This is a genomic window from Dictyobacter alpinus (assembly GCF_003967575.1).
GTDB lineage: Bacteria > Chloroflexota > Ktedonobacteria > Ktedonobacterales > Ktedonobacteraceae > Dictyobacter > Dictyobacter alpinus.
In genome coordinates, this window is sequence record NZ_BIFT01000001.1 from 1,441,999 (window position 1) to 1,468,186 (window position 26,188).

Annotated in this window: 17 protein-coding genes; 11 read left to right on the plus strand and 6 right to left on the minus strand. The window is 50.1% G+C overall.

The genetic code is table 11. The features are described 5' to 3' along the window. Positions 1–13 precede the first annotated feature (13 nt). Positions 14–1,384 (minus strand): glycine--tRNA ligase, encoded by a 1,371-nt coding sequence (locus tag EL633_RS05635; RefSeq protein WP_126626247.1) that lies wholly within the window; start codon positions 1,382–1,384, stop codon positions 14–16. A gap of 712 nt (positions 1,385–2,096) precedes the next feature. Here EL633_RS05635 and EL633_RS05640 point away from each other — a divergent pair. From EL633_RS05640 to EL633_RS05675, 8 genes are all read left to right on the plus strand, one after another. Continuing rightward, a complete protein-coding gene (locus tag EL633_RS05640; RefSeq protein ID WP_126626248.1) occupies positions 2,097–4,805 on the plus strand; it encodes a DEAD/DEAH box helicase in 2,709 nt (902 codons plus the stop codon). A 371-nt stretch (positions 4,806–5,176) separates the two neighbouring features. Then, positions 5,177–7,579: a serine/threonine protein kinase gene (locus EL633_RS05645; protein WP_126626249.1), complete on the plus strand. Its 2,403-nt coding sequence runs from the start codon at positions 5,177–5,179 to the stop codon at positions 7,577–7,579. 44 nt (positions 7,580–7,623) lie between these two features. Next, positions 7,624–9,492: a serine/threonine-protein kinase gene (locus tag EL633_RS05650; protein ID WP_126626250.1), complete on the plus strand. Its 1,869-nt coding sequence runs from the start codon at positions 7,624–7,626 to the stop codon at positions 9,490–9,492. Between the two features lie 262 nt (positions 9,493–9,754). Then, on the plus strand, positions 9,755–11,521 hold the full coding sequence (locus EL633_RS05655; RefSeq protein ID WP_126626251.1) for a hypothetical protein: 1,767 nt from the start codon (positions 9,755–9,757) through the stop codon (positions 11,519–11,521). Positions 11,522–11,580: 59 nt separating this feature from the next. Continuing rightward, positions 11,581–12,045 carry a thioredoxin domain-containing protein gene (locus tag EL633_RS05660; protein ID WP_126626252.1) on the plus strand — a complete coding sequence of 155 codons (465 nt, stop codon included), beginning with the start codon at positions 11,581–11,583 and terminating at the stop codon, positions 12,043–12,045. 411 nt (positions 12,046–12,456) lie between these two features. After that, complete coding sequence (locus tag EL633_RS05665; RefSeq protein WP_126626253.1) at positions 12,457–13,041, plus strand: hypothetical protein; 585 nt, start codon at positions 12,457–12,459, stop codon at positions 13,039–13,041. Between the two features lie 505 nt (positions 13,042–13,546). Then, on the plus strand, positions 13,547–14,425 hold the full coding sequence (locus EL633_RS05670) for an ABC transporter ATP-binding protein (protein WP_170216687.1): 879 nt from the start codon (positions 13,547–13,549) through the stop codon (positions 14,423–14,425). A 10-nt stretch (positions 14,426–14,435) separates the two neighbouring features. After that, positions 14,436–16,142 carry a hypothetical protein gene (locus tag EL633_RS05675; RefSeq protein ID WP_126626255.1) on the plus strand — a complete coding sequence of 569 codons (1,707 nt, stop codon included), beginning with the start codon at positions 14,436–14,438 and terminating at the stop codon, positions 16,140–16,142. A gap of 427 nt (positions 16,143–16,569) precedes the next feature. Here EL633_RS05675 and EL633_RS05680 read toward each other — a convergent pair whose 3' ends face one another. From EL633_RS05680 to EL633_RS05700, 5 genes are all read right to left on the minus strand, one after another. Beyond that, positions 16,570–17,496 (minus strand): AraC family transcriptional regulator, encoded by a 927-nt coding sequence (locus EL633_RS05680; RefSeq protein ID WP_161981973.1) that lies wholly within the window; start codon positions 17,494–17,496, stop codon positions 16,570–16,572. A gap of 29 nt (positions 17,497–17,525) precedes the next feature. After that, the gene (locus EL633_RS05685) at positions 17,526–18,275 is read right to left on the minus strand and encodes a phytanoyl-CoA dioxygenase family protein (protein ID WP_126626257.1); all 750 of its coding nucleotides are present in this window, start codon (positions 18,273–18,275) and stop codon (positions 17,526–17,528) included. A 178-nt stretch (positions 18,276–18,453) separates the two neighbouring features. Then, positions 18,454–19,677, minus strand: coding sequence for a YncE family protein (locus tag EL633_RS05690; protein ID WP_126626258.1), 1,224 nt, complete (start codon positions 19,675–19,677; stop codon positions 18,454–18,456). A gap of 295 nt (positions 19,678–19,972) precedes the next feature. Next, a complete protein-coding gene (locus EL633_RS05695; RefSeq protein ID WP_126626259.1) occupies positions 19,973–21,028 on the minus strand; it encodes a WD40/YVTN/BNR-like repeat-containing protein in 1,056 nt (351 codons plus the stop codon). A gap of 44 nt (positions 21,029–21,072) precedes the next feature. Continuing rightward, positions 21,073–23,010, minus strand: a complete 1,938-nt coding sequence (locus EL633_RS05700) for a copper resistance protein CopC (RefSeq protein ID WP_161981974.1) — start codon at positions 23,008–23,010, stop codon at positions 21,073–21,075. A 327-nt stretch (positions 23,011–23,337) separates the two neighbouring features. Between EL633_RS05700 and rnc the strand changes: the two genes are divergently transcribed. From rnc to EL633_RS05715, 3 genes are read left to right on the plus strand one after another with little or no spacing between them, the layout of a single operon-like run. Further along, positions 23,338–24,078: a ribonuclease III gene (gene rnc / locus EL633_RS05705; protein WP_126626261.1), complete on the plus strand. Its 741-nt coding sequence runs from the start codon at positions 23,338–23,340 to the stop codon at positions 24,076–24,078. Next, positions 24,062–25,762 (plus strand): N-6 DNA methylase, encoded by a 1,701-nt coding sequence (locus tag EL633_RS05710; RefSeq protein ID WP_126626262.1) that lies wholly within the window; start codon positions 24,062–24,064, stop codon positions 25,760–25,762. Before rnc ends, EL633_RS05710 begins: the two co-directional genes overlap by 17 nt. Beyond that, a complete protein-coding gene (locus EL633_RS05715; protein ID WP_126626263.1) occupies positions 25,755–26,186 on the plus strand; it encodes a cobalamin B12-binding domain-containing protein in 432 nt (143 codons plus the stop codon). Before EL633_RS05710 ends, EL633_RS05715 begins: the two co-directional genes overlap by 8 nt. Positions 26,187–26,188: the final 2 nt, after the last annotated feature.

Genomic DNA, 26,188 nt, shown 5'->3' on the forward strand with positions numbered 1-26,188 from the left:
ACGCGCTACCTGGCTATTTCCAGGTGACGCGGTCCAGTAGATACATAGTAAGTTCGCTGATTGGTAAGCGGATCTGAGTCATACCATCGCGCTCACGAACCGTCACCGTCTGGTCATCCAGGGTCTGGAAGTCGATGGTCACACAGAACGGGGTACCGATCTCATCCTGACGGCGATAGCGGCGACCAATATTGGCCACATCATCATACTGCGAAACCATATAGCGGCGCAGATTCTGATGGATCGACTGGGCGGTTGAGACCAGTTCTTCTTTATTCTTCTGCAGTGGCAGGACCGCTACTTTAACTGGCGCCAGCCATGGATGCAGGTGAAGTACCGTACGAGCCTCTTTTCCGTTTGGATCTGGCTCTTCCTCATAAGCATCCAGCAGCAGATTCAAGAAAGTACGATCAACACCACCCGAGGTCTCAACGATCCAGGGTGTATAACGCTCTTTGGTCAGAGGATCCGTGTAACGCAGATCCTGGCCGCTATACTCAGAATGGCGGGTGAGGTCCCAATCCTGGCGCCAGTGGATACCTTCCCACTCCTGCCAGCCCAGAACGGTCTGATATTCGACATCAAAGGCCTTCTTGGCATAATGGGCCAATTCATCGCTGGCATGCTCACGGAAGCGCAGGCGATCCTTGTGGTTAAGAATACCCTTATACCACTCAAAGCGCAAATTCTTCCAATACTCATACCACTTATCCATCTCACTGGGATGCACAAAGAACTGTAGATCCCACTGCTCAAATTCACGCTGACGGAACAGGAAGTTACCTGGTGTAACCTCGTTACGATAGGCTTTACCGATCTGGCAGATACCAAATGGGACCTGGACGCGGGACGATTTCACCACATTATCGTAATCCAGATAGATATTCTGGCAGGCCTCACCGCGCAAGTAGGTCTTCATGCGGTCACCTTCAACGACACCCAGGTACGTCTCCATCAACAGATTAAAGATGCGGGGCTCTGAAGTCAGCTCGCCACCACAAACAGGACATTTATGCTGCTCCAGGTTTTCTGGATCCAGATGATCAGTACGGAAGCGACGTTTACATTTTTTACAATCGACCAGGCGATCCACAAAGTTCTCAACGTGGCCGCTAGCCTCCCAGACACGGGGATGGGTAATGGTAGCGCCATCGATACCCACGACATTATCGTGGTTCTGCACCATCGACCACCACCAGTAGCGCTTAATATTATTGCGCAACTCAACGCCCAGGGGACCAAAGTCATAGATTCCGGCGACACCGCCATAGATTTCAGAGTTGGGGAACACAAAGCCGCGCCGTTTAGACAACGAGACAACTTTTTCAATGGGGACCAGGGGAGTATCTTTAATCTCCGGCTGATTATCTTCGATCTGAGTCATGAGTGGTTTCCTCCGCAAAAAAAATGCCCCAGGCGTCTATAGCCCAGGGACGAATGTGTTAACGTATGCCCGGGGCAGCTACGTTTTACAACCACATCCGCGGTCCCACCCTGCTTCTTCACCAGATCGTGAAGCCACTCAATTCAATGCCCCCAACTCAGAAGCGCCCTTCACCTGTACAAGATCGCCGACCTCACACCACCCGCCGGCTCGCTGTTATCTGTAACAGACTACTCCTCTTCCTCATCGCTAGAAAGCATTGGTATCGTATTGTTTAGAGTTAGTATAGCGAAGAACCCTAAAACTTGCAAGCACACGCCCAAAAGTAGGTGCCATACATTTTTTTGCCAGAGCAGTCGCCTGGAATGAAGAGACCGCATCCTGTCCAGGCTACAAATCGCTAAGTGAGATGTATTGGGCCTTGCGTGTGGCGCCCACTCGACGTACGCTCGGCACGCTTCTCACGCCGTCCCATCCCAATCACTTTTCGTTTCGGTGAGAGGACTTGGATCTTGCATGTGGCGCTCGCCCAACGTGCGGCGGCTTTTTTTCTCGGCATCTTTCGTAACCACCAGAGTGCTTCCCCGAAGTATATTGTCGGCACGCCTTGAAAAACTTGGCGGAATCATTGGATGGACACCCACTATCTTGTAGACGGCTATCAGAGGTGCTACAATAATGCGGATATAATAGGCAGCGAATAGCAGAAGAGATGGAAGAATACGTGGTGACCGAGCACGATTACCAGGCTGATATACAAGCCTTTGCCGCGCGTTACACATTTCCGATTGACACATTTCAATTGGAAGCTATAGAGGAACTGGCGCACGGACAATCCGTGCTTGTCGCGGCACCCACTGGTACAGGAAAGACCCTTGTTGCAGAATACGCCATCTGGCGTGCACAACAAAAAAAGCAACGCGTCATTTATACGACCCCTTTAAAAGCGCTCTCCAATCAAAAGTACCGCGACCTGCGTGAGATCTATGGCGCAGATGCCGTCGGACTGGTGACTGGCGATATTGTGGAGCGTAGCCGTGCCTCTATCGTGATTATGACGACTGAGGTCTATCGCAATATGCTGCTCGAAGAGGGTGGCGAAAAAGCTGGCCTGGAAGCCGGTCCGGCCTCGCTAGCCGATGTGGGATATATTATCTTTGATGAACTCCACTACCTTAGCGATGTTGGCCGTGGACCGGTCTGGGAAGAGGCGATTATTTGCTCGCCCGAGCATGTACAGCTCGTCGGACTCTCAGCTACCGTCAGCAATGCCGAAGATCTGGCAAGCTGGATCAGTCGCGTCCATCGTCCAATCTCTCTGGTCACCCATGAACAACGCGCGGTCCCGCTTGAACACTATTACTTTTTAGATGGCAAGTTACATCTTGTCCAGGATGCTGATGGGAAGCGCATTGAGGAATTTCCGCGCGTTGGTGGTGAGGCTAAGCTGGCTCAGATGCTTGGCCGTAATCGCGTTTTCTCTTTTGATGATGATGATGATGAGGATGATGATGAGGAAGAGAACGATTTAGACACTGATCTATGGGAGGAGCGACGCCGGCGCAATCGGGGCTTACGTCCACAGGACCATCGCGTGTCCCGCAAAGAGCGCGAACGCGAACGCCAGCGTTCACGTCCTCGGGCAGGTAGTAAAGAGCGGGATGCAGAAAAAACGGAGGCCAATAACGGGGTTCCTCAGAGCAGTACCAGTAGTGAGGCTCAGACAACGGGTGACTCGGCGCGACAGGAGAAGCCACGGGAGCGCCGTCCCAAACAACGGAAGACACCCGAGCCGGGCGAGATCCTGACGGTCCTGCGTGAGGCTAAAATGCTTCCCTGTCTCTATTTCCTGCCCGGCAGACGGGTCGTGGAAGAGGCTGCGATGAGTGCTGCCCAGCATAATTTTACGTCCCCTGAAGAAGAGGCCCTGATTCGGGCGGAAGCCAATGTCTGGCTGGAAAATCTCCCGAAAGAAGATCGCAATCTCCAGCAGGTACACTCCTTACTGCGCCTCTTACCACGTGGACTGGCCTTCCACCATGCAGGACTCTTACCAGGCCTTAAAGTTCTGGTGGAGACGCTGTTCTCACGTGGACATTTGCGCGCCGTCTTCGCGACCGATACACTGGCACTGGGTATTAATATGCCTGCCCGCTCGGTCATTGTCGGCAGTCTCAGCAAGTTTGATGGGCAGGAGATGCGCCTGCTCACACCCAACGAGTATCGCCAGTTAACTGGACGAGCCGGGCGCCGTGGTATGGATGTGCATGGCTCGGCTATTATCCCTTATTCACCCTGGGAGCCCTTTGAGAGCTCGTTCCAGAAGATCACTGGCGAGATGCTACCGGTCACCAGTTCATTTGTGATCCGTTACAACTCGGTACTCAATCTCTGGCGACCAAACGATCTGCAACACTTGCGCCGCATCTGCGCCTCCAGTTTACGTGAATACCAGCGCTATCTACTCTGGGAGATCAATGAGCTCCAGCGCCTGGAGAAACGTTACCAGAAGGCCAGCAAATCTGGCAAGAAGAAGAAGGGGGCTGCATCCAAAGAGGCAGAGCGGGCACTGGAGCGACGCCGTGAGAAAATTGGTGCCTTCCCGCTCAGTCGCGCGGGTGCCGCGGAACTGGATGGAACTATCTTCGCCTTGCGCGCTATGGGCCATATTGGACAAGATGAGCAACTAACCATCAAAGGTCGCTTGCTGCGTAACATCTTCCATCCGGCTGGCATCATCCTGGTAGAGCTGATCACCAACGGCTATCTGGATGATCTTTCACCTGCCGAACTGGCAGAGGTCTGTAGCTGGTTTACCTATGATAATGATCGCCGCCTGAACAACCGCGATGTCATGCATAGCCGCCTGGCCCAGATTCGCCGTGAGTTGTGGCATATCATCCAACATGTACGTGGCGTCGAAGAGCGCGCGGGCGTCAGCTTTACTCCTGGTGTCGTACCTGAATTCCACGGTATCGCCCTCGCCTGGGCCCGCAAGACGACACTCAGCGGCCTGATGAAGCGCATCGAACTGGCTGAAGGCGACATTATGATGATCCTCAACCAGAGCATCGACCTGATCCAACAGCTACAATCCGCCATTGGACAGGTTCTTGATAGCCGAACCATCTGGCAACAGATCTCACCTGTGATGGTTGAGGGCATCTATAACGAACTGAATACCCCCGATTATGAAAGCAAACGCAATGAGCAGATGCTACGGCAGCGTGAGCACCTCGAACATCTACGCCCACTGCTAGGGCAGGCCGCAGCCTCACTCTTACACGGCATTATCGCGCAGAGCCGTACCGTGCCGTCGATGGCCGTTCAGGTTGGCACCGAAGAGATTACGCTGGACGCCGAAGCCGATCGCGATCCGCAGGGCTTATCCGATACAGAGACATTTGTAGGCGACGTCTAAGCCATGTTTTTGCATCAAGAAATGTCCAGAAATGCAACATTTCTTGATGCTTTACAGCGAACGCAAAAACAGAATCCATCACAGTACAAACCACAATTTGAAATCCACTGAAACACCATACCTTTCTTGCTCCTCCAATAAAATCAACAATTTCTCGTTTTCTTCATTACTGATAAATGGCACGAAAGCACAAATTGACGCAGTAATAGACATTACTTTGGTCATGCTTGCACTACCATTTCATTGTCAGAAGCATGGAAGTTGACTAATATGTACAAAGGTACAAGTATGTTGGGAAGGCAGGGAGAGGAAAAGAAGGTTAGTCAACACTGGCATGTGAGCGCCAGATGTAATAGAGGGGTAGAGTTTTGATGAACGCAGAAGCATTAATTGGAAGGGCATTGGGCACATGCACACTCCAAAAGTTGGTAGGCCAGGGAGGAATGGGCGCGGTCTTTCTAGCGCAGCAGTCTCGTCCCAAGCGTCAAGTTGCAGTTAAAGTGCTTTTACCGATAACCCAGCTAAATGCCAACCAGTTAGCCGCGTTTCTAGAACGCTTTCGCCGTGAGACCGATGCCGCCGCTTCACTGGAACATCCCAACATTATGCCGGTGCATGAATATGGAGAGCAAGATGGTATCGCATATCTGGTTATGCCTTATGTTAGCGGCGGTACCCTGCGCGATGAACTGGAACGTGACGGTCCCTTATCACTACAGAAGGCCGTCAATTATTTAGAACAGCTTTCAGCCGCCCTGGATTTTGCTCACGACCATGGGGTCATTCACCGCGATATTAAGCCCGCCAACATTATGGTGACCAACGAAGGTCGACTCATCCTCTCTGACTTTGGTCTGGTTAAAATTATTGCCGAGGGGCAAACTCCCCAGGTACGCCTGACAGGTGCTGGCGCGCCGGTCGGCACACCAGACTATATGGCTCCAGAGCAGGTTATCGGCGAGGAAGTTGATACCCGCGCGGACCTCTATTCTCTGGGCGTCATTCTTTTTCAAATGCTGACCGGTACCACTCCTTTTCAAGGAGAGACGCCGATGCAGATCGCTGCCCAGCATTTACAGATACCACCTCCCTCTCCACAGATGTTGCGGCCAGATCTACCCATTGCCGCCGAACAGGTGGTATTGCGTGCCATGGCTAAACGGCCCGGCGATCGCTTTATGCGTGCCGAAGATATGGCCCGAGCATTCCGTAACGCCTTGATCAACTCAGGCATTCGCCTTGATGCCGCTCAGACGTGGGCCGGCCTGCTTAGCGGGTCAACCGCATCGCGTATGGCGGTACCCAAGGGGCAGTTTGATCCCATGCGCCAGACCGCTTCAATGCCTAAAGTGACAAAAGCAGATGTAGCTCCTAATGCCACTGGTGCTCTACATAATCGCGCAGGGATGCAGCAGCCACCCGCCCAGAATGGTTTCGCCATCAACCAGAATAATCCAGGCCACAGACCAACCGGTGGGCTCTTAAGTCGGACAGGAATGATGTCTTCGATCAGGATGAATAACGCTAATGACGCTGCGGCGGAAGCACAGCCAGGCGGTGGATTGCTCTCTAAGACCGGTAAATTCCCGATGGTTGGTTCTGGGACCATGCCGGTCGATCCTGCTCTGAAGCCAGGTGAGGCTCCCAGACAGGGCTTGCTGACAAAAACGGGACAGTTCCCTATGGTCGGCACTGGTATTATGCCTGCCGTCAATAAACCCGGCATCGGCAGTGGACTACACCCGGCCTGGAATAAAGAGCTACCCCAGACGCCTACCGCCCAGGCTGGCAATAGCGCGCAGCTAAAGACGCCGACGAATGCTCTGGCACTGCAAGAAACCCGTACGCCAACTGGCACACTCAAACTCAATGATCCCGTGAAAGTCGTCAAAGTCCCTGTCGCGGGTCAACCTGGCCAATATATCACTGGCATCCTGCCCTTTGAACGCCAACCCGATGAACCAGAAATGCCGGCAAAAAAAGCACGCAAGCTTAACATTATAAATATGAAGCCATGGATGCGTACAGTGCTGGCAGTTGTGGTTGTAGCTGTGGTCCTGGCATCAATGGGAACGTTACTCTTCATACAAAATCAGAATAAGCCCGCAAGCACAAATCAGCAAAATCAGGCTGGCAATGCAGCCAATCTCAATACACCGGCTGCGCACGCTACGGCTACGGCTAGCGCCAACATACTTGTCTCAGATGCTCTGGACAAGAACATTAATGGCTGGCGTACAACTCCAGCTAATCTTTATGCTTTTAAAAATGGTGCCTATCATATCGCGGTTCAGGGAGACAAAGGCAATGGGGCCATTTTACCTGGGAAAAACTTTGATGGGCCGATGAACTATCGCTTAACCATGCAGGAAATCAAAGGCAATGATGGCGATACTGCCAACACCTTTGGGATGATCTTCCGTTTTAATCAGCAAAAGAAAAATGGTAAGCCCAACATCACGTTTTATACTTTTGAAGTCGCGAATGTGAAAGGCAAAGAATACAAACTATGGCGCTATGACGATAGCCAGGATAACCCTTGGATCGCAGTGAAAAACGGCACGCTAGCCATGGGAAACGAATTTCACCTGGGTAAACAGCCTAATACCATCGCGATTGCTATGAATGCCGATAAATTCACAGTCACAGTCAATGGAACGAAGTTGAAAAAGGTTTTCCAGGATGGTACATACAAAACTGGAACCATAGGCATGACGGTTAATATGAATGGGACCGAAGTGGCCTTTAAAGATCTTTTGCTCACGCGGAACTAAACCATCAGTATAGCCAGTTTTGGCGGTAAAGAGGGAATTTATTCATGAATGCAGAAGAATTGTGTGGAAAGGTGCTTGGCACCTGTACGCTCCAAAAAGTGATTGGACGGGGTGGTATGGGAGCAGTCTACCTGGCTCAGCAATCTCGTCCGCGCCGGCAGGTAGCGGTCAAAGTTCTTCTACCCATCACGGCCTTCAAACCGCAACAACATAAGGCGTTCCTGGAACGCTTCCGACGCGAGACCGATGCGGCCGCCTCATTGGAACATCCTAATATTACGCCAGTCCATGAATATGGAGAATTAGATGGTCTGGCGTATCTGGTCATGCCTTATGTTAGCGGTGGCACGCTGCGTGATGAACTGGAAAACGAAGGGAAATTACCCCTCACACGTATTGTGAGTTATTTAGAACAGATGGCGGCTGCACTGGACTTTGCCCATGAGCGCAAAGTGGTGCATCGCGATATTAAACCTGCCAATATTTTGATGACCCCGGAAAAGCGCCTGCTCCTGACCGACTTCGGCCTGGTTAAAATTATCACGGATGGACAGAAAAATCAGAATCCTCTCTCCGAAGTCGGGATGCCTATGGGGACGCCTGACTATATGTCTCCTGAACAGGTTGTTGGTGGTGTGGTGGATGCACGCGCGGATATTTATTCTCTGGGTGTCTTGCTCTATCATATGGTAGCAGGAGCACCTCCATTTCAAGGTGAGACGCCGATGAAGGTGGCGCTCCAGCATTTACATACGCCACCACCCCTACCACGTATGCAGCGCCCAGATTTACCTCCTGCGGCGGAACAGGTTATCTTACGCGCATTGGCCAAGCGCCCCGCTGATCGTTATGCCTGCACCCGTGATCTGGCCAGCGCCTTCAGATTAGCATTGCAGGCGGCCGGTGTCCAGGTTGATGGATCAGGTAGCCCGAGCGACTCCGGCAATCGTCGCCGTGGACTCTTTGATCCCGTCTGGCAGAGTCCAGGCTCTGAACGTGTCGCCCAACCTGAACCGCAACAGGTCGCCCAGCCACCGGCTGCCAATGCCGCCAATACCCGGGTAGCTCGACACGATATTGTGGCCCAGACCAGCATGACGATGCCATCTTTTTCGGGCATCTTGACGGACATGAATATCCCAACCTTACAGCCAGCAAATGCACAACAATCGGCATTGCCTGGACGTGGTTCGCTGCTTGGTCCCAAAGGTGTACCTGAAACACCTGATAACAATCTAGCATCGATCGGGCTCACACCGCTACCACCAACGATTGATGTGAACAATACACCAGCGAGACCCAATACACCAGTCAAGCGACAAGCGATGGCACAGACACCTCTGCCACCAGTTGCGGAGAACAAAACCACGGAAGCGCCCGCGCAAAAAATGTTTATGGCGCCTCGCTTACGCCTGGGGCATAAAACAAACTTACGCGGCATAAGCAGAGGCATATCGGGTCGGCCCGCACTAGTGAGTGAACAGGTTACGGCGCCGACCATACCACAAAAATTGCTGTCATCACATCTGGCGGGAGCAGGGAAAAAGCCAGGTAAAGCCATTGACCCGCTTTCACAGCAGATAGATCCAATGTCCGGCATCCTGAACAATACAGGTACAGCCGATGCACTGGCACAGTCGGCCACATCAAAAGAAAATACAGGCGCCCTACCCATACAAACAAAGCAGCAATACTTGCTAGAGCTGCTGAAAAAATATAGAAAAGCAGCCATTCTGGTGTCAGTAGTAATCGTAATTGTGCTGAGCATAATTATCTACACATTTGTCCAGGCAAGTACCCCCCCGGCTGCGGGAGGATCGATGCCAGCGCAAAAGCATATCAGCAGCGTAGTGGCTCCGCTGGTCACTGAGATCCGCCATAGGCCCGCCTGGACTGGTGCGTGGATGAACTAGCAGTCCGTCAGACATCCTTTGATGGGAAAGCGGGGATGCAAGGGGCGGCCAGCCCCTTGACTGGGGGTTCGGGGGCTATGCCCCCGTAACCTCCCTCCCCCCGCCCGCGTAGCGGGCGCACAACCTATCAAACGAAGTTTGACAAAATACTAAAGAAGACCAGCCAGCAATGATGTCCTAATCGCCACATTTTAAGTGGTTGATATAGAGGAAACATTCTTTATTACTGTTAAACATACGCCATTACTACCGGTGAGAAAATATGAATAATCAACAAGGACCTTTTAATTCGCCCTTTTCCCCAAAGATGGGGAATCGCTCTGGCGACGCAGGAAAAACTGAGAATACAAGAACAACTGGACCTAACGCCCGCCTTGGACGCAAAACCAACCTGCGCGGTGTAGGCAAGGGAAATCTTGCGGATCAGCATACGGAACCGCCAATGACAAATCCAGATTACAATGGACAGCAGGCGTTCCCATCAGCGCAGCAGCCGCCAGCCGGTGGTAATGGTCCACAAGCATTTTTACCACCACAACAATCCTGGGGCGGATCAACCGCATCTCAGTCAGATCAGGCTGCCCAGAAACCGTGGAATGAAACCGCAACGCAAGCCTTCCAGTCAGGCACAAATTTCAAATCACCAGCCAATACCAACACCTCATTTGGGCAAACCGACCAGACCCCACGTACCCCAACGGGAAAACTAGGTCCTAATTCATCACTATTGGGCAACCCCATGTTTCCCAAATCCAATAATGGACAATCAGTCGCCGGTACCCACAATCTTGGAGATGCCTATGGTATGGCACCTGATCCAAATGCCCAACCGACTAACAGCGGCATGTACAAAAATCCTACCGGTGCCCTCGGCAACAGTGGCATGTACAAAAATCCTACCGGCGCCCTCGGCAACAGCGGCATGTACAAAAATCCTACCGGTGCCCTTGGTAACAGCGGCATGTACACCAATCAAACCGGAACGTTAAGCAACGGCAATACAGGCGCACTCATGCATCCAGCAGGTGAGTATAGCGGCGATACCGGCATGCTCAAATTAAATCAGGCCGTTAAAGTCGTACGCATCCCGGTCGCCGGCAAACCTGGCGAATTCAAAACCGGCATTCTACCCGTAATCTCACAAAATCCTACCGGGGCATTACCACCTCCGCCGCCGATTGACACCTCATTTCAAGGCAAGGTCAAAAACAACAGCAAAAAGCTGACCATTGTGACCCTGATCATACTCGTCATCTTCAGCTCTGGTATTTACCTGTTCACCCACACAGGTGGCAACCCACAGGTCACAGGTACACCTCCGGGTAAAAATACTTCAGCGTCACAGGCGAAAATCAATGCTACCGCGACAGCGAACGTACAGGCAACAGCAACATTTAATAATTCAAAAATTATGGATGACGCACTTAGCAGTAATATACACAACTGGCTGGTTACTGCAAAGGGATCGGATTTTGAAAATAAGGGTATTAGAGCATTTTTCCAAAATAATGCTTATCACATTAGCTCGAAGAAAACGAAAGACTTCCCATACTTTGCATCTTCAGTACAGCGGAACGTGATTCCACCAGCCAAATATAGCTTGAGTGTGGATATTCAGCAGGTCAAAGGTGATGAAAACAACGCGTATAACTTTTATGGTCTGTTATTTAGCTATACTGAGGTTGGCAATCATCCAGTAACTTACGCATTCCGTATCGTCAATAATAAAGATGACCGGCGCTATGATTTCAATTCCCTTGATGGCCGACGACCAGGGAGTGGATGGTTAGATGACCCTATGTGGGAACATAAAACCGGCAAAGAGTTCCACGGTGGCAAACAGGCAGTAAACAATTTAAAAGTACAGGTTGATGGCCATAAATTCACATTCTTTGTGAATGGAGTTAAACTTGGTACTAAAGAAGATACAAAATATGGTTCCGGAGGAGTTGGTATGGGCGTTAATGGCTTGACCGGCGCCGATGGCTCTGAAGTTGTATTTACTAACTTCCTGCTAACAAGCAATTAATTTTTTATTGATCTTATCATTCCAGCGCTCACGCAAAAATTTCTGGGTGGAGGTATTCGTTGATAACAATTACTAGCACAATCGCATCAGTAGCACAACAACAGGTTGGTCCAATGAGCTTTAGGTCTACCGACATCATTCCTGTTGTCTTATGGGTCACAGGCTTTCTCTGCCTGCTTAATATTGGACTGGCTATCTTCTATCGCCGCAATAAGCGTATCGAGATCCTGTCCTATTATGGGGCATGTGCCTTTGAGCTACTGCTCTTCATCGGTGCCTTGCTGGTTATGCTGCATGTCATCTCACAATCACTGTTCCGCCTACCGCAAGGACTCCCCATTAACCAGGCCGAGATAGGCGTAGCACTCGCCATCGGGTTGGGCCTCTTCCCTGCTGCTTACTGGCACCGCATTAATTTGTCCGAGTTGCCAAAACGCATCAACGAAGATGGCAAAAACATGAACGAGGCTCAAGCCAGAGTGCGCATACGCGATCGTAGTATTCCTGGTGAGTGGATGAACTAAAAAAACCTACAAAAGAGGCGGAATATAGCAACCTTGCTATATTCCGCCTCTTTTTATCAGTTGCCACATTGGTACGAAACACGTTCGATCACTACCTAGATAATTATGTCATGTATTTTTAAATATAAAAATTTATTACAGGCTTGGTAATTCAAAAAAATTTATATTGACTATTCAATGATCACATGATATATTCTATATGGTTGATATAGGTACTTTTCTAAAGAAAAAAAGGATTATTTTAATATTTGAATTTCGCATGTTCTGATAGCTTTTTGTAAATTATTTTGAATAAATCATAAAAGCTACAAAATCAACATCAATTCATTTATATAATAATCCTGACAAAGACTGCAAAGTCAATTATTTAATGTCCTAGAAAAGTACATTAAAAATGCAAGGACAATCAGAATGGTTAGAAAAAGTATTTCTCTTGTGCTAGCTGTAATACTGGCTATTGTTTGGTTTAGCCAATTACCAAACCTTGCACACGCTTCTGGTACCGGCGATCCGAATAAACTCTATCCACATGCACAAGCCGCATTATCATGTTACGGCCGTACATGCGGCGCTGAAGGTGGTCCTGGTAAAGATCCCTATGCATATTCCTGTGTAGCTACCTCTCCAGCTCCGATACCAGATGTCATGGATGGTAACCTCGTCCTTACTACTGGTGGATACAATTATTATTCAGCTGGATGTAATTCTAATTGGGGTGCAGTAACAAAAGTTAATGCTACTGGTATTCAAATCATCGTAAGCACCCTTGGTACTGATCAGTACGAGTCAGATAGAGGTTGTTATCTAGGTGTCGATGTCACAGATTATTATTATCCAGGTGGCGGTGGCATATATTCAGGACCTCTTTGTACAGGTTTTGCCACTGGTGCAGGGACATCATGGGGAAATATGGTAGATGGTACTACGCAAGTACAAGTATGTATAAAAGCTCGTAGTCCAAGTGGTCGTGTGCTTTCTCAATGCAAAACACAATAAATTTAAGTCTGACTTGATAGATTTTTGAGCAATTGCTCTTTACCATGAGAATCACGATAAGCACGTACAAAGATTCTCATGGTTTATTTTTATTCTGAAATTTGCATAAATAATAATTTTTTATAGATTTTCAGAAGTGTCTATCTGCTACAATTACTGTATGATGTTGTACCTGATAATATTGTATAATCAATAAGCGGGATAGGTCCTGCCGCTTTACGCCTGCTCCTTAACATAGCCTCTCATACCATTTGTGGACGGTAGGATTTTTCTCCATACCATGCCTGAACAAAATACACAATATCGCTCTATTTGATAAATTTCATCTTCTTCCGTTTGTGTGTGTGAAAGGCTGGTAAAAAAATAGCTTTCTGCTATACTTTATATAGCCGCTGGCAATGAGAGTCATCAGGTGCCTGGCCATATGCGTGTTATTTGACCGGACCTATTGAAAGAGCCGCAGGATATCGCACCTGCAGGCAGCATAGAAAAAAGGATAATGAGCATGACGACATTTCCTGAGCCGAACTCATCTACTACTTCTTCAATTGAACAGCAGCAGCCCTACGTTACTCCTGTACCACTTCCCGCGCAGACGAATACGGATACATCTTATGCCATTGTGACACGCAATTTGATTCGCCAGTTTGATCAGAAATGGGCGGTCAATAACCTGAATCTCACGGTGCGGGCCGGTGAGTTCTTTGGTTTTCTCGGACCGAATGGCGCAGGTAAATCTACAACCATCAAGATGATGGTTGGTCTGCTACGACCCAGTTCAGGAAATATCTGGGTTGGAGGCGTCGATGTCTGGCAGGATCCGCTACGGGCACGAGCCTTGATGGGTGTGCTACCAGAATACCTGAATCTTTATGAGCGCCTGTCGGGACGAGAATTTATCATCTTTTCAGGACATATGTATGGTGTGCCTGAAGCAGATATCCAGAAACGTACTGAAGAGTTGCTTCAGATTCTGGACCTGGCCAATGATGCTGATAAATTGATTGTCGACTATTCAGTGGGTATGCGCAAAAAAGCAGCCCTGGCCGCCGCCATCATTCATCGCCCCCAGGTATTGTTCCTGGATGAGCCTTTTGAGGGCATTGATCCAGTCAGTTCACGTGTCATTCGCGATATCCTGCAAGACCTCACGCGGCGCGGCACCACCATCTTCTTCTCCTCACATATCATGGAAGTTGTGGAGCGGCTCTGTACACGTGTCGGCATCATCAACCAGGGTGTGCTGGTCGCTGAAGGTTCATTGCAAGAGCTACGTGAGCGTGCCAGTGGCAATGGTGGAGATAAAGATGCCACCTTAGAGGATATCTTCCTCAATGTGATCGGTGTGCGCAATGAAAACCACAATTTAAGCTGGTTGGATTAGGAGTACAAGGATGGTTATCCACGGCGATAAAATTCGATGGTTATTCTGGTTACGTTGGAAAATGTTTACCCGTGGCTTTACACGCGGTAGTCGTGTAGGCCGTATTATCGGTACCATTTTCCTCGGTATATTCGTGTTGGCCCTGGGCCTGAGTATTGCGGGCGGAACTTTTTTAGCCTATCGCCTGCTCCCCCAGCCAGCCAATGCCGAAGTGTTATTCCTGGTTTTGACCGGAATCTTCGCCCTATGGCTGATATTGCCACTACTAGAATTCACAACCAATGAGGGACTGGACATCTCTAAACTGGCGCTGTTTCCACTAACGCGGGCCGAACTGATGTTAAGCCTGGTCATTTCAACCCTGCTGGACATTCCAACGGTGGGCCTGCTAATCGCCCTGGCCGCGGTTGTGGCTGGCTGGGCCACCTCGATCCCACTGGGACTAATGGCATTTGTCACCATGCTTGTGTTCTATGTACAACTGGTGGCTGCCAGTCAGTTAGTGCTGGCCCTGCTGCAAAGATTCTTGCAGAGCCGGCGTTTCCGCGATATCAGCGTGATCCTGGTCGTGCTTTTATCGTCCAGTGGCTACCTCTGCCAGTTTGCTATACGTGGATTTGCCAATGAAGGCTTTTTGGAGGCCCTGAAGAGTGCCCGCATCTCGCCTTACCTGCAATGGTTACCTTCAGGCATGGCGGCACGCGCCATTCAGCAAGCGTCAATTGGTAACTGGCTCTTGAGCATAGTCTGGTTGCTGGCATTGGTCGTAATCAGCCTCTGCTTCTTATTCTTCTGGCAAATGATCGTCGAGCGTGGTTTGACCGCGGCAGAAAGTGCCGGCTCGGCCAAAACAGTTCGTCGTCAGCGTGCCACCGCCGCTACTGCTACTGCGACAGGAGGAAGCGCGGCCAGCGGCAACCTGATTACACGCTACCTGCCGGTACCGGTTAGAGCAATGCTGACCAAGGATCTCAAATACTTCTGGCGTGATCCACAGATCAAAGCCATCTTTCTACAATCCTTGCTCTCAATCGTATTCTTGATCCTCTACTTCAGCTTTACCGTGTTTAATAGTGCTGGTAGAAATGGTAGCCAGATTTTCGCGCTGCTGGGTCCATGGGTAGTACCTACCATTCCGCTATTCATCCTATTGTCTTTATATACGCTGGCCTACAACTCGCTGGGTTTTGAGCGTCAGGGTATTACCACCCTGTTCCTCTTTCCAACTGATCCCCGCTATATCCTATGGGGCAAAAACATCGCGGTTTTCCTGGTTGGCCTGTTTGAAGTTGCGGTCCTGATTCTGTTGGCGGCAATCATCACCAATGGCTGGATATATGTGGCTCCGGCATTGGTGGTTGGTCTGGCGGGTATTGGTATTATTCTGGGTATTGGCAACTATACCAGCGTCTTTCTACCGCAAAAAATGCGTCAGGCACGGCGTGGTTTTCAGACGACAAGCAATATGTCGGCCGAAGGTGGCTGTCTGCGCGCCGCTCTCTCAATGGTAGCCTGGCTCATCATGATGGTCCTGATGATTCCTGTCGCGGCAGCGGTCGTATTACCTGTGTTCTTCCATGCGCAATGGATCTGGATACTCAGCCTGCCGGCCTCGCTACTTTATGCTCTGGTCTTCTATATCCTGGTAACCAACACCGTTGCACCGCACATCTTGAAAAAAGCGCCCGAAATTGCCGGTATAATTGGCAAAGAGTAAAGCAAAAGCATTTCAAAAGGGGCCATGCACTGAACAATTTCAGTGCATGGCCCCTTTTGAAATGCTTTTTGTGGACCCTTTTGTTGACACCTCGCGCCTGCGGCGCTCGCTTGTTTTTTTGAGGGAGAGAATGGCGAGGCGGTTGCGACCGCCTCGCCATTCTCTCCCTCAAAATGTTGGGGTTTGGGGGCTACATATGTTGGGGGGCTACACATGGTGGGGTTTGGGGGCTACATATGTTGGGGGGCTACACATGGTGGGGTTTGGGGGCTACATATGTTGGGGGGCTGCATATGTTGGGGTTGGGGGGCTGCATATGTTGGGGTTTGGGGGCTACACATGTTGGGGGGCTACACATGTTGGGGTTTGGGGGCTACATATGTTGGGGGGCTACATATGTTGGGGGTTGTTACATTTTGAGTACTGATTATAAGAAGGTGGTGCCGCCTTGTTGGCGAAATGTTGTTGGGGTCTGGCCTGTTTTCTGGCGGAAGAGGGTGATAAAATAGCGTACGTCGGGGTAGCCAACGGATTGTGCGATCTCTTTGAGTGGTATCTGTTGTTCGAGGAGTAACTGGGAGGCGATATCCAGCCGGAGTTTTGTCAGGTAGGCCATCATGGTCTCTCCTGTCTCTTTCTGGAACAGGCGACAGGTGTGGCGCTCACTGAGATGAACCTGAGCCGCCAGATCACGGATTGAGAGTGGCTGACTATAGTTATCGCGTATATAGCGCACAATTACCTGGACGATAGCGCGATCGGGATTTCTGGAGAGCTGGCTCTCGGCCAGAGCCAGCGTTTCATCATCCACGACCGAGCGGGCTGTATCCAAAAGGAGCTTGGTGACAAGTCCTTCAATGATCTGGGAGTAGCCTGGATTCTGATTGGCGATCTCTTGCGTTAGCAGTTCTAGCGTTGGTAGCATGGCTGAGGTACGGGCGCTTACGACATCCTTTGAACTACCAAATGCAGCCAACAAGTTATCGATGGCACTTATGCGTTCGTCACTCTGGCTAGAAACGCTTTGCCGGGGTCCAGGCGTCAAACTATAGGACCAGAAATAGATGCCTAACGGCTGTTCCTGTGCTGAAATGATCTCATGACTGACACCTGGACGAGCAATAAATACATCGCCCGCATGGATCTCATACAGTGTTGAACCGGCCCGAAAACTTCCTTCGCCTTGAAAGGCATAGCAGACTTCAAAGCAGGAATGGAGATGCAAGTAGTTGCGCCAGTAGCGTGGCTCAAAAAAGCCCCAGCCCAATAACTCACTATGATAACTTCCCAGCTGTAATGATAAGGGAAGATCATTCAGTTTGGTAAAACGCGGCCGTGGTGTTTCAATCGACATTTCTGACAGGAACATCCTTCTTTACAGAGTTATTTTGAGATCAAGGGATCGATACCACGTAGCATCATACCCTGACCGCGCGATTTATGGGTATCCACAGTTGGTGGGTCTTGAGGATCACGCATCTGGATTAATACAGTAGTGCGGGCCTCATTGCTGACATTAACACCAGAGCCGTGAATGGTCAAGTAACTAAAGAACAAGACATCACCAGCCTCTGCGGGACATGGTTGCGCGGACTCCAGCGGATATTGTTCTAGTGGCAAATGCCAGCTACCTTCTGGAAGGTGCTGTAATGGACCTAATTTATGTGAGCCGGGCACGACACAGACACAGCCCTTCTCCATCGGTGCATCATCAAAATGCACTATCGCTGCAATCATACTATGATGTTGGTGCGGAAAAAACGGATGGTCCTGATGCAGTGGAAATGGTGAACCTTTCTCAGGCGGCTTAATAAACATCTTATTATGATGCAACTGGACATTAGGACTACCAATGATATCCGAGGCGATACCTGTTATACGCTCATCTACCAGCAAACGGCTAAAGGCCGCCGCCTGGAATTGCACATCATGGCAATGCAAAATCTTCGTAGGGGCCGCAACTCCAGTCCTGGCACTCCCCCAGGTCGCATCGATATCCTTCTCTTTTGAGAGGCGCTCAGCCAGACTATGGCACTCCTGCCGATAGGCCTGGGCCTCCTCTTTGGTTAATACCCCTTTAACCAGGATATAACCATTTTCTTGATAAAAAGCCTGCTGTTCAGCGTTAAGCATTTCAGTCCTCCTTGTCCGAATAGCGTGAGTATCAGATACGGTATGGACATAGTGTAAACAGCTGAAGCGTTTTTCTCAAGAAAGGGAAAGGACAAGCTTGTTCGTAAAACGGACATACTCTCCCTTTACTGGCACAGTAAAAGGAGAGTATGAGCGACAATCACTGGCTTTAAAATGGTCAAAGCTCTGACGGCGGCTGAGAAGAGGAGTGCTCCTCCTCAGCTTTATCCGCAGGTACGACCGGGGCATTGTTGGCGCTAACGGCGGTTCGCACCCTGGAGTAGCGGCGGAACAGTATAAAGGGTACGACCAGCAACACAACGACGATTACATAGCCAAGGATATTGCCAAACTTATCAATCATGCTGGCCTGCTCAGGCGTAGAGCCCAGGCTGGGTGGATAGAGGCCGGTAATAATAAACTGTGGCGTGCCTCCGGTGGCAATCATGGTAATAACCTGGCGACCAGGAATATCATACATCGCTATCTGCCCATTGCTTAAAGCCGCAAAACCCAGTTGTCCGTCATTGGTAACCGCAATTGAACGCGGGGCGATATCCAGTTTGAGGACATGATTGGGTTCCTTCGGAAGGACAAAGCCAGCATTAACCGGATTCAAAACCACTAGTTGCTTATTAGCACTATCGGGCACGTATATTTCGCCGTTCGTTTCGTTGAAATCCATAGGACCATAACTACCACCACTGATAAGTTTGGATACCTGGTGTGATCCCATGTCGATCGCCAGGATCGAGCCCTCGTTGGTGGTGGCATAGACTGTCGCCCCAGGCGGAATCGACAGGTAGCGAGGTCCCTGTGGGACGGCTACCGTTCCCAGGGATTGGCCGCTAACATCATCATAGATCGAGATAGCTTTCTCATTAGAGACCCACAGTTGATTGCCATTTTTCCCCGAGACGGCCGAGCCAACCGCAGCATAAACCAATCCATAGACAGGACCCGCGGTCTGGATGCTCTTTTTGATCTTACAATTGTCAGAATCAACCACAGTAACGGTTGAGCTTTGAGGACCGCCCACATACAAAGATTTAACGTTGGGATCAAAGACCAGCAAGGTAGGCTCCCCTGGAATGTTAGCGCTACAGAACTGCTCGCCCGTCCTGGCGGTAATGATGGCCAGACGCTTTAACTGTGGCTGTGTCACATACAAGAAGCGACCATCCTGGCTTAATGCCACCATATGCGGATCGCCTGCAGCTTTAATAGTTTTGGTTACTTTCTGCTGCTGAACATCAATGACACCCACGCCACCATTGGCACCAGCCACATAAGCCAGATTGGGGGCACCCCCATCCGCCTGCACAGTTGGTACAAACGCGACACTTGCCGCCAATGCAAGAAATATCAACATGCCGAAAAACGCATAATTCCGTATATACATGTAATACCTGGCCTCTATTCCTCTTTATAAATGTGTCTAACGTTCATCCCCATCACCCTTATGGCACATCTCCACACTCGTTCCCTGACGGGAACCTCCTTTGTTTAGTAGTTAGCGCAAAAAAGTGCGCGAATGTGCACTTTTTTGCGCTAACTACTATTTTTATTGTTTGGTGCAGAAATGGCGCACGTGCGCCATTTCTGCACCAAACAATAAAATAAGAATGGGGGCGCCTGCGCTCCCCAGGCTGGCAGAAAATTCACCACCCCCATTGGGATGGGAGCCTGACATCTTTCTATGATTTTGGTGTTAATGAAGACCACGCCGCATCCTGCTGATCAAATTGATAGACCTCACTAGGATAAGATAACGATAAAAAGAGACGTGAAGCCCTCTGTGGATCTGGCACAAGATTCTCCAGATTCCCCTTGATCTGCGGCAACGATTTCCAACTCTTACCACCATCAATACTCTTATAAATCATGCGTCCAGTCTTGCCATAGATTAAGTCGGGTTGTCCAGGTGCAGAGGTCAAAGCACTATAGCGAGCATCAGTATACACCAGCTTAAAGCTTTTCCCACCATCCTGCGATGATAAAATCCCCTGATCACCCGAAGCGTAAATAGGAGCACCAGGGCCACTGGTCGTCATATTATAGACAGCGGAATCAAAACTTTTGAGCTGCTCCCAATGCGCGCCACCATCACTTGTACGGGCCGCGCCATCATTGCTATAGACAAGCAGCTGGCCAGGTTTACCAGGTAACGGTAGGATACCAAGAATGCGTCCAAAGGGCAGAGCGCCGGGAGACGTAAAGTGCTTGCCACCATCCTGACTGACAACAAAGCCATTGGCACCTTTGGTCGGCACATAAGCATACACTTCATCAGCCGAACGATTACCCGCCACGATGGTATACATTTTACCTGTATCCGCTGCCTTCGAGGCCAGCTGCCAGCTTTTACCACCATCCGCACTGGCATACAGACCAATCACACCGGTCTGGCTACTCAGCGAATGCTCAGCCAACACATACACATGCTGCTGATCCTTCAAGCTACTCGTCAAAGACGAAGTCATCATATTACTGATACTCTGATCAGGTCCCGTCCAACTTTTCCCCTCATTAGAGGAACGGTAGAGTCCATAGTGGGTAGCCAGCACCAGCACATCATTCGGCAGGGCCAGCATGGCATGCACATGGTTAGCCGCCGTACCAAAGACATTCACCTTTTGCGGCTCAGGCGTCGCAGCGGGGGGAGTACTGCCAGTCAAACTGGAGCAGGCACTTAAGAACAGGGTCAAGATAAATAATGATAGGACAGGTAGCCAAGAATTTTTTTTGCTCATCCCTACATCCTCAATATCAATAGAACAACTTACTACCCCACATATTAAAATGGAGTAGTAAGGTCAATAGTTCCGCTATGCAGAGTATTCTGAGGTGTACGCACCTCGATACGCAACTGCCAGTGTCCACCCATATTTAAGTCGCCCTGGCCACTAAAATCCCCTTTAGTATCGGGCTGGAGATTAATCGCATCCGTGCCCATATCCATATCCAGCATCGTCGTATAGATCGATACGCCCACCTGGGTATCCGGCTTCCCCTTAGCATCCAGCACATTGACCGTAAACACATTGGTTCCAAAGCGATTTGGTGAAACCGTGACCTTCAAAGTATACTGATGATCTTTCGTCTGTACGGTACCATGAAATGGCTTCACAACCGTAGACTGGGATGGAGCAGCCTGCCCACTCGTCGTCGGCAATAATGTGCCCGCGAAAACGTTCAGTAGTCCTGTACATACTAATACGGCCACCCCCAACAAAGGTTCCCAACGCAAGATCTTTGTCATGCGCCGCGTCTGCGCCTCAAGCTTACCTTCTAACGCCTTCACTTCTGGACCTGTTGCCGACGATAACGTTTCGCGCCTACCTTCCTGTTCATCCATTGGATCAGCAACAAGATCTTCATACTCGCCGGTAACCTTTTTTAATCGTGGTCGATACAGCAACAGGTGAATAGCGCTGGCGACTAACAGCAAGACTACTAGCAACGTTTTGACGGTGAGTGCACGGCCATAAGCGGTAGTCAGTAGCTGCTCAAAAGATTCCATATGCACGACCGCATTAAATGGACCGGTGACCGCCATGATGATGACACCAGCTATGGCCAGCGGTGAATAGTGGGCCAGCGTCGATAATAAGATGCGCGCCCGCCCGGCCCATGGGGTGTGACGCAGAATTGGTAAGTAGATTAACGCCAGATAAAGCATCCCACCAATCCAGAGTGCGGCCGCAAGGAGATGCAGCCAATCGCCTAAGATAGCAAACGTCTGGATATCTCCACTCACCGCTGCTGCATGCCCTGAGAGGGTCATAGCAATCAGCAGGGCTAGAGCCAGTATCAGATTGATCCAGGCTAAAGCATTATTGATGATCCGTGAGCGCTCACGCTGCAAGGACACAAATATAGCCAGCAGCAAGGCAAGTACCAGCACGGCGATACGCCATAACCAGTAGGTGCCAAAACGACTATGCAGGATCAGTCCCTGCAGCGTCTCAGGTGACAACGCCTGCGACCAGGAACCACCAGAGAGAGATAATCCCTGTCCTATCAAAACCCCAAAGTTTGCCAGCAGTAGAAGCAATAGCACAGGCGCGGCGAAAAAGCTCTCAAAACGCTGCACGGCACGCTGATCGGCGACACGCTGCTCCAACTCACCAGTATCAAATAATTGCAACACAAATGAATGCCAGAGTTGCGCTCCAACCCAGAAAACAACACCCAGATCAACCAATGTAATCATCAGGAAGCTAAACAAACTTGAGCTATCCAATTGACCACTGCTAGCATCATTGGATGAGCCTAGCACACCAGTACCTGGAACCGTGTTGCCGTTAGCCTGTGGCACCGTCCCATCGGCCTGCGCTACGCTAAAACGGAATGAGCCACGCAACACATGTCCATCATCCGCTGATTGCGTACGCCAGACCACCACATATACACCCGGTGACACATTTGCGGGCAAGGCAACCTGTATTTCACGAGCATCATTAGCCGTCACATGCGCATCGCTTGTATTTATACGCGCATTTCTGGCATTCACTACTTCAGCCGTACTAAACGCCGGATTCAAGTCTTCAGTAAACCACATACTTACCTGGGTAGGTGCCGTCGTCAGTACAGCATCTTTCGCAGGATCTGACTTGAGCAGGATCGCATGGGCCTGAGCAGGTAACGTAAACAAACACAACAGGAGACCAGCCAGTGGTAAAGCCAGTCCCAAACTACGTATCAGAACCAATAAATGGCGTATATATCGCATAGAATTTGAACCTATCATAGAACAGAATGCATCCACAAAAAATATTACCGCCACCTCTATTCTAGAGGTCTGTCAGACATCATGTGATGGCAAAGCGGGGATGCAAGGGACAGCGAGCCCCTTGACTGGGGGATCGGGGGCTGTGCCCCCGGCCTCTCCCCCCTCCCGCCCGCGTAGCGGGCGAACGACCGATCAAACGAAGTTTGACAAAATACTAGAGGATGAACGTATCCTTTTTCCTATTATAGCGCAACCCGCAGGATAAAAACTGAAGCGAAACTCAAGAAGACTCGACGCTCTTGTTATAACTGAGATATAATAAGCACTATGAACGATGCAGATACTGTAGATAATCTTGCCGCTCTGGAATCAATACTCCAGATTACATTTAATGATCGTACACTGCTACAGCGGGCAATCACCCACCATTCGTGTTGTCCGAATACGGCTGTGCATGATTCTTATGACACACTCGAATTTCTGGGTGATGCCATCATCAGTGCCCATGTGGTTGAGTATATCTACCGCACACATCCAGATGCCTCCGAAGGCGAGATGACGGCCGTCAAGTCAGAGGTGGTAAGCCGCCGTGTACTGGCGCGTGTAGGACAAAACCTTGGACTCTTTCCTTTTATCTGCGTTGATATCGCCAATCTGCGTACGTTCAATGAGCGTTCCCGCGACTCCTTGTGCGCCGATGTACTGGAAGCGATTGTAGGAGCGATCCATATTGATCACGGGACCGAGGCGGCGCGTGAATTTGTCACACGCACAATTTTTCCGATGATCGAACTGGTAAGTAACCACTCGATTGATACCAATCCCAAGGGACGTTTACAAAAAGTAATTCTGCAGCGCACGGGTCATCTCCCACGCTATCGGGTCCTCGAACAAAGTGGTCGCCACAATGATCGCATTTTCCTGGTTGGTGCATTTGATCAGGAACAACTGCTGGGAACAGGTAAGGCGTCCAGTATTAAAGAGGCTGGCCGGTTAGCGGCTCGGGAAGCATTGCAGCTACTGCAAAAGAAAGAAAAACGCTCGTCAGCCAATGACACAACAGCATAATCTATTGCATTGGTATGAAGCCGGTCTGCCCCAACGAGAACGTAAAGTACGTGGACATTTCTCTACCCCACCACGCCTCGTTGAGCAGATACTAGATGCCTGTGGTTATACAGCAGACAGAGATCTCTCGATGTTGCGTGTCCTAGATCCGGCCTGTGGTAGCGGTAACTTTTTAGCTGGTGCCACGCGCCGTCTACTGGCCTATGGTCAACGCACCAACAGGTCTGGACTGCAGATTGCCCGTTCCATCAAAAGAAACATCTGGGGCTTTGATCCAGATCCCATCGCTTGCACGTTAGCCGAGCTACAAATACACGAGACCTTTGCCAGCAGTTATCCTAAGAGTAAGGCCTTAAAGCAGCCACATATCCATCAGGCAGACGGTCTGGCATTTCCCTGGGAGCAGCATAGCAATATCGATCTCTTTCTGGCCAATCCTCCTTATCTTGCCGCCAAGAATATCGATCTCAGCGGCTATCGTTCCACCCATCAGCGTGGTCAGGCCGATAGCTATCTACTTTTCCTTAGTCTGGCACTCCAGGTGGTCAAACCCCATGGCTGGATAGGGCTGGTGCTGCCGGATCCTGTACTGGCACGAACCAATGCAACTCGGGAACGTCAATTATTACTAGTGGAAACAACGGTCCATCACATCTGGCATCTGGCTGATGTGTTTACGGCCTATGTGGGGGCGGCAGTAATTATTGCCCAGAAGACGCCGCCGCATCACCTGCACCAGATCTCCTGGCAACGCGCACGCTGGTCCGATGTATCTACTACCACACAACAGGTAAGCAACAATAATGAGCCTACCCTGCAGACAGCCTCAAGTGTCTCGCAGCAATTATTAAGCCAGCAGCCACGAGCAGAGTTACGATATCTACTGAGTGCCATCACCGGTACCCTGATCGAGCGCCTGTACCACCAGATACAGCAACAGGTAAAAGAGAATACGCTGCTTACCCTGGCCTACCTGGGCGACTATGTGACGATCAGACGTGGCGAAGAATTAGGCAAGGATAGTCCACTCCTCACAACCAGCCAGTCACAACCAGCCAGTTATCCCGTTCTGCGTGGTGGCATAGATGTACGCCCATATGAAATACCCAGAGGCAGTTACTGGATCGCCAGTGAACAAGTCTCCAAGCCATTGGACCGTTATCTTGCGCCCAAGTTACTCCTCGTAAAGAGCGCCGGACGCCTGCAGGCCACACTGGATCTGCAAGGGCATATTGTGCTACAAACGCTCTATATTCTCCAACTGGCAGAAAACGGACCTGATAGTCAGACCAACACTTCCACAGAGCAAACTTTCAGTGCTGAAGATGAACTCTATTTTCTATTGGCCCTGCTCAACTCGCGCATGCTGCAAGAATACATCCATATTCTGCATACTGCCTACAAACTAGTTCAACCACAAATCGAGCAGCATGTTCTGGCACACCTGCCGATACCGATCAATACAGCGTATACTGAAAAAGAACAGATTATCGACAGGGCTAAATTACTAATGCATGCTTGCGGCGAAACATCCTCCGTTGTAGAATTAAAAATACAAAGCCTTGAGCTGTATGAAGAACAAGAGCGCGCGATTTGCGTACTCTATGAAAACGCTCTTGAAGGGATGCGAGCGCCAGATCCGCCTCGCACAGCTATTGACGAAGGAGTCAGTTTGTATGGTTGAGAATCAGACAGCGCGCCCAATCCGTGTGCTGGTAGCCAAGCCAGGACTTGATGGACATGACCGTGGTGCAAAAATCATCGCCCGTGCCCTGCGTGACGCAGGCATGGAGGTTATCTATACAGGTATCCGTCAAACACCCGAAATGATCGTGGAGGCAGCCATTCAGGAAGATGTTGATGCCATTCTGATGAGTATCCTCTCGGGTGCCCATATGGCCCTCTTCCCCAAAATCATCGAGCTACTCAAACAGAACGAAGTCGATGATATCCTGATCGCCGCCGGTGGAATCCTCCCGGATGAAGATATTCCAGCCATCAAACAAATGGGCATCAAGGGTTGTTTTGGACCAGGCACATCAACGGAAGAGATCATCACGTTTGTCCGTAACAACATCCAGACCGAACGTCTAAGCGTAGAGGTATAGGT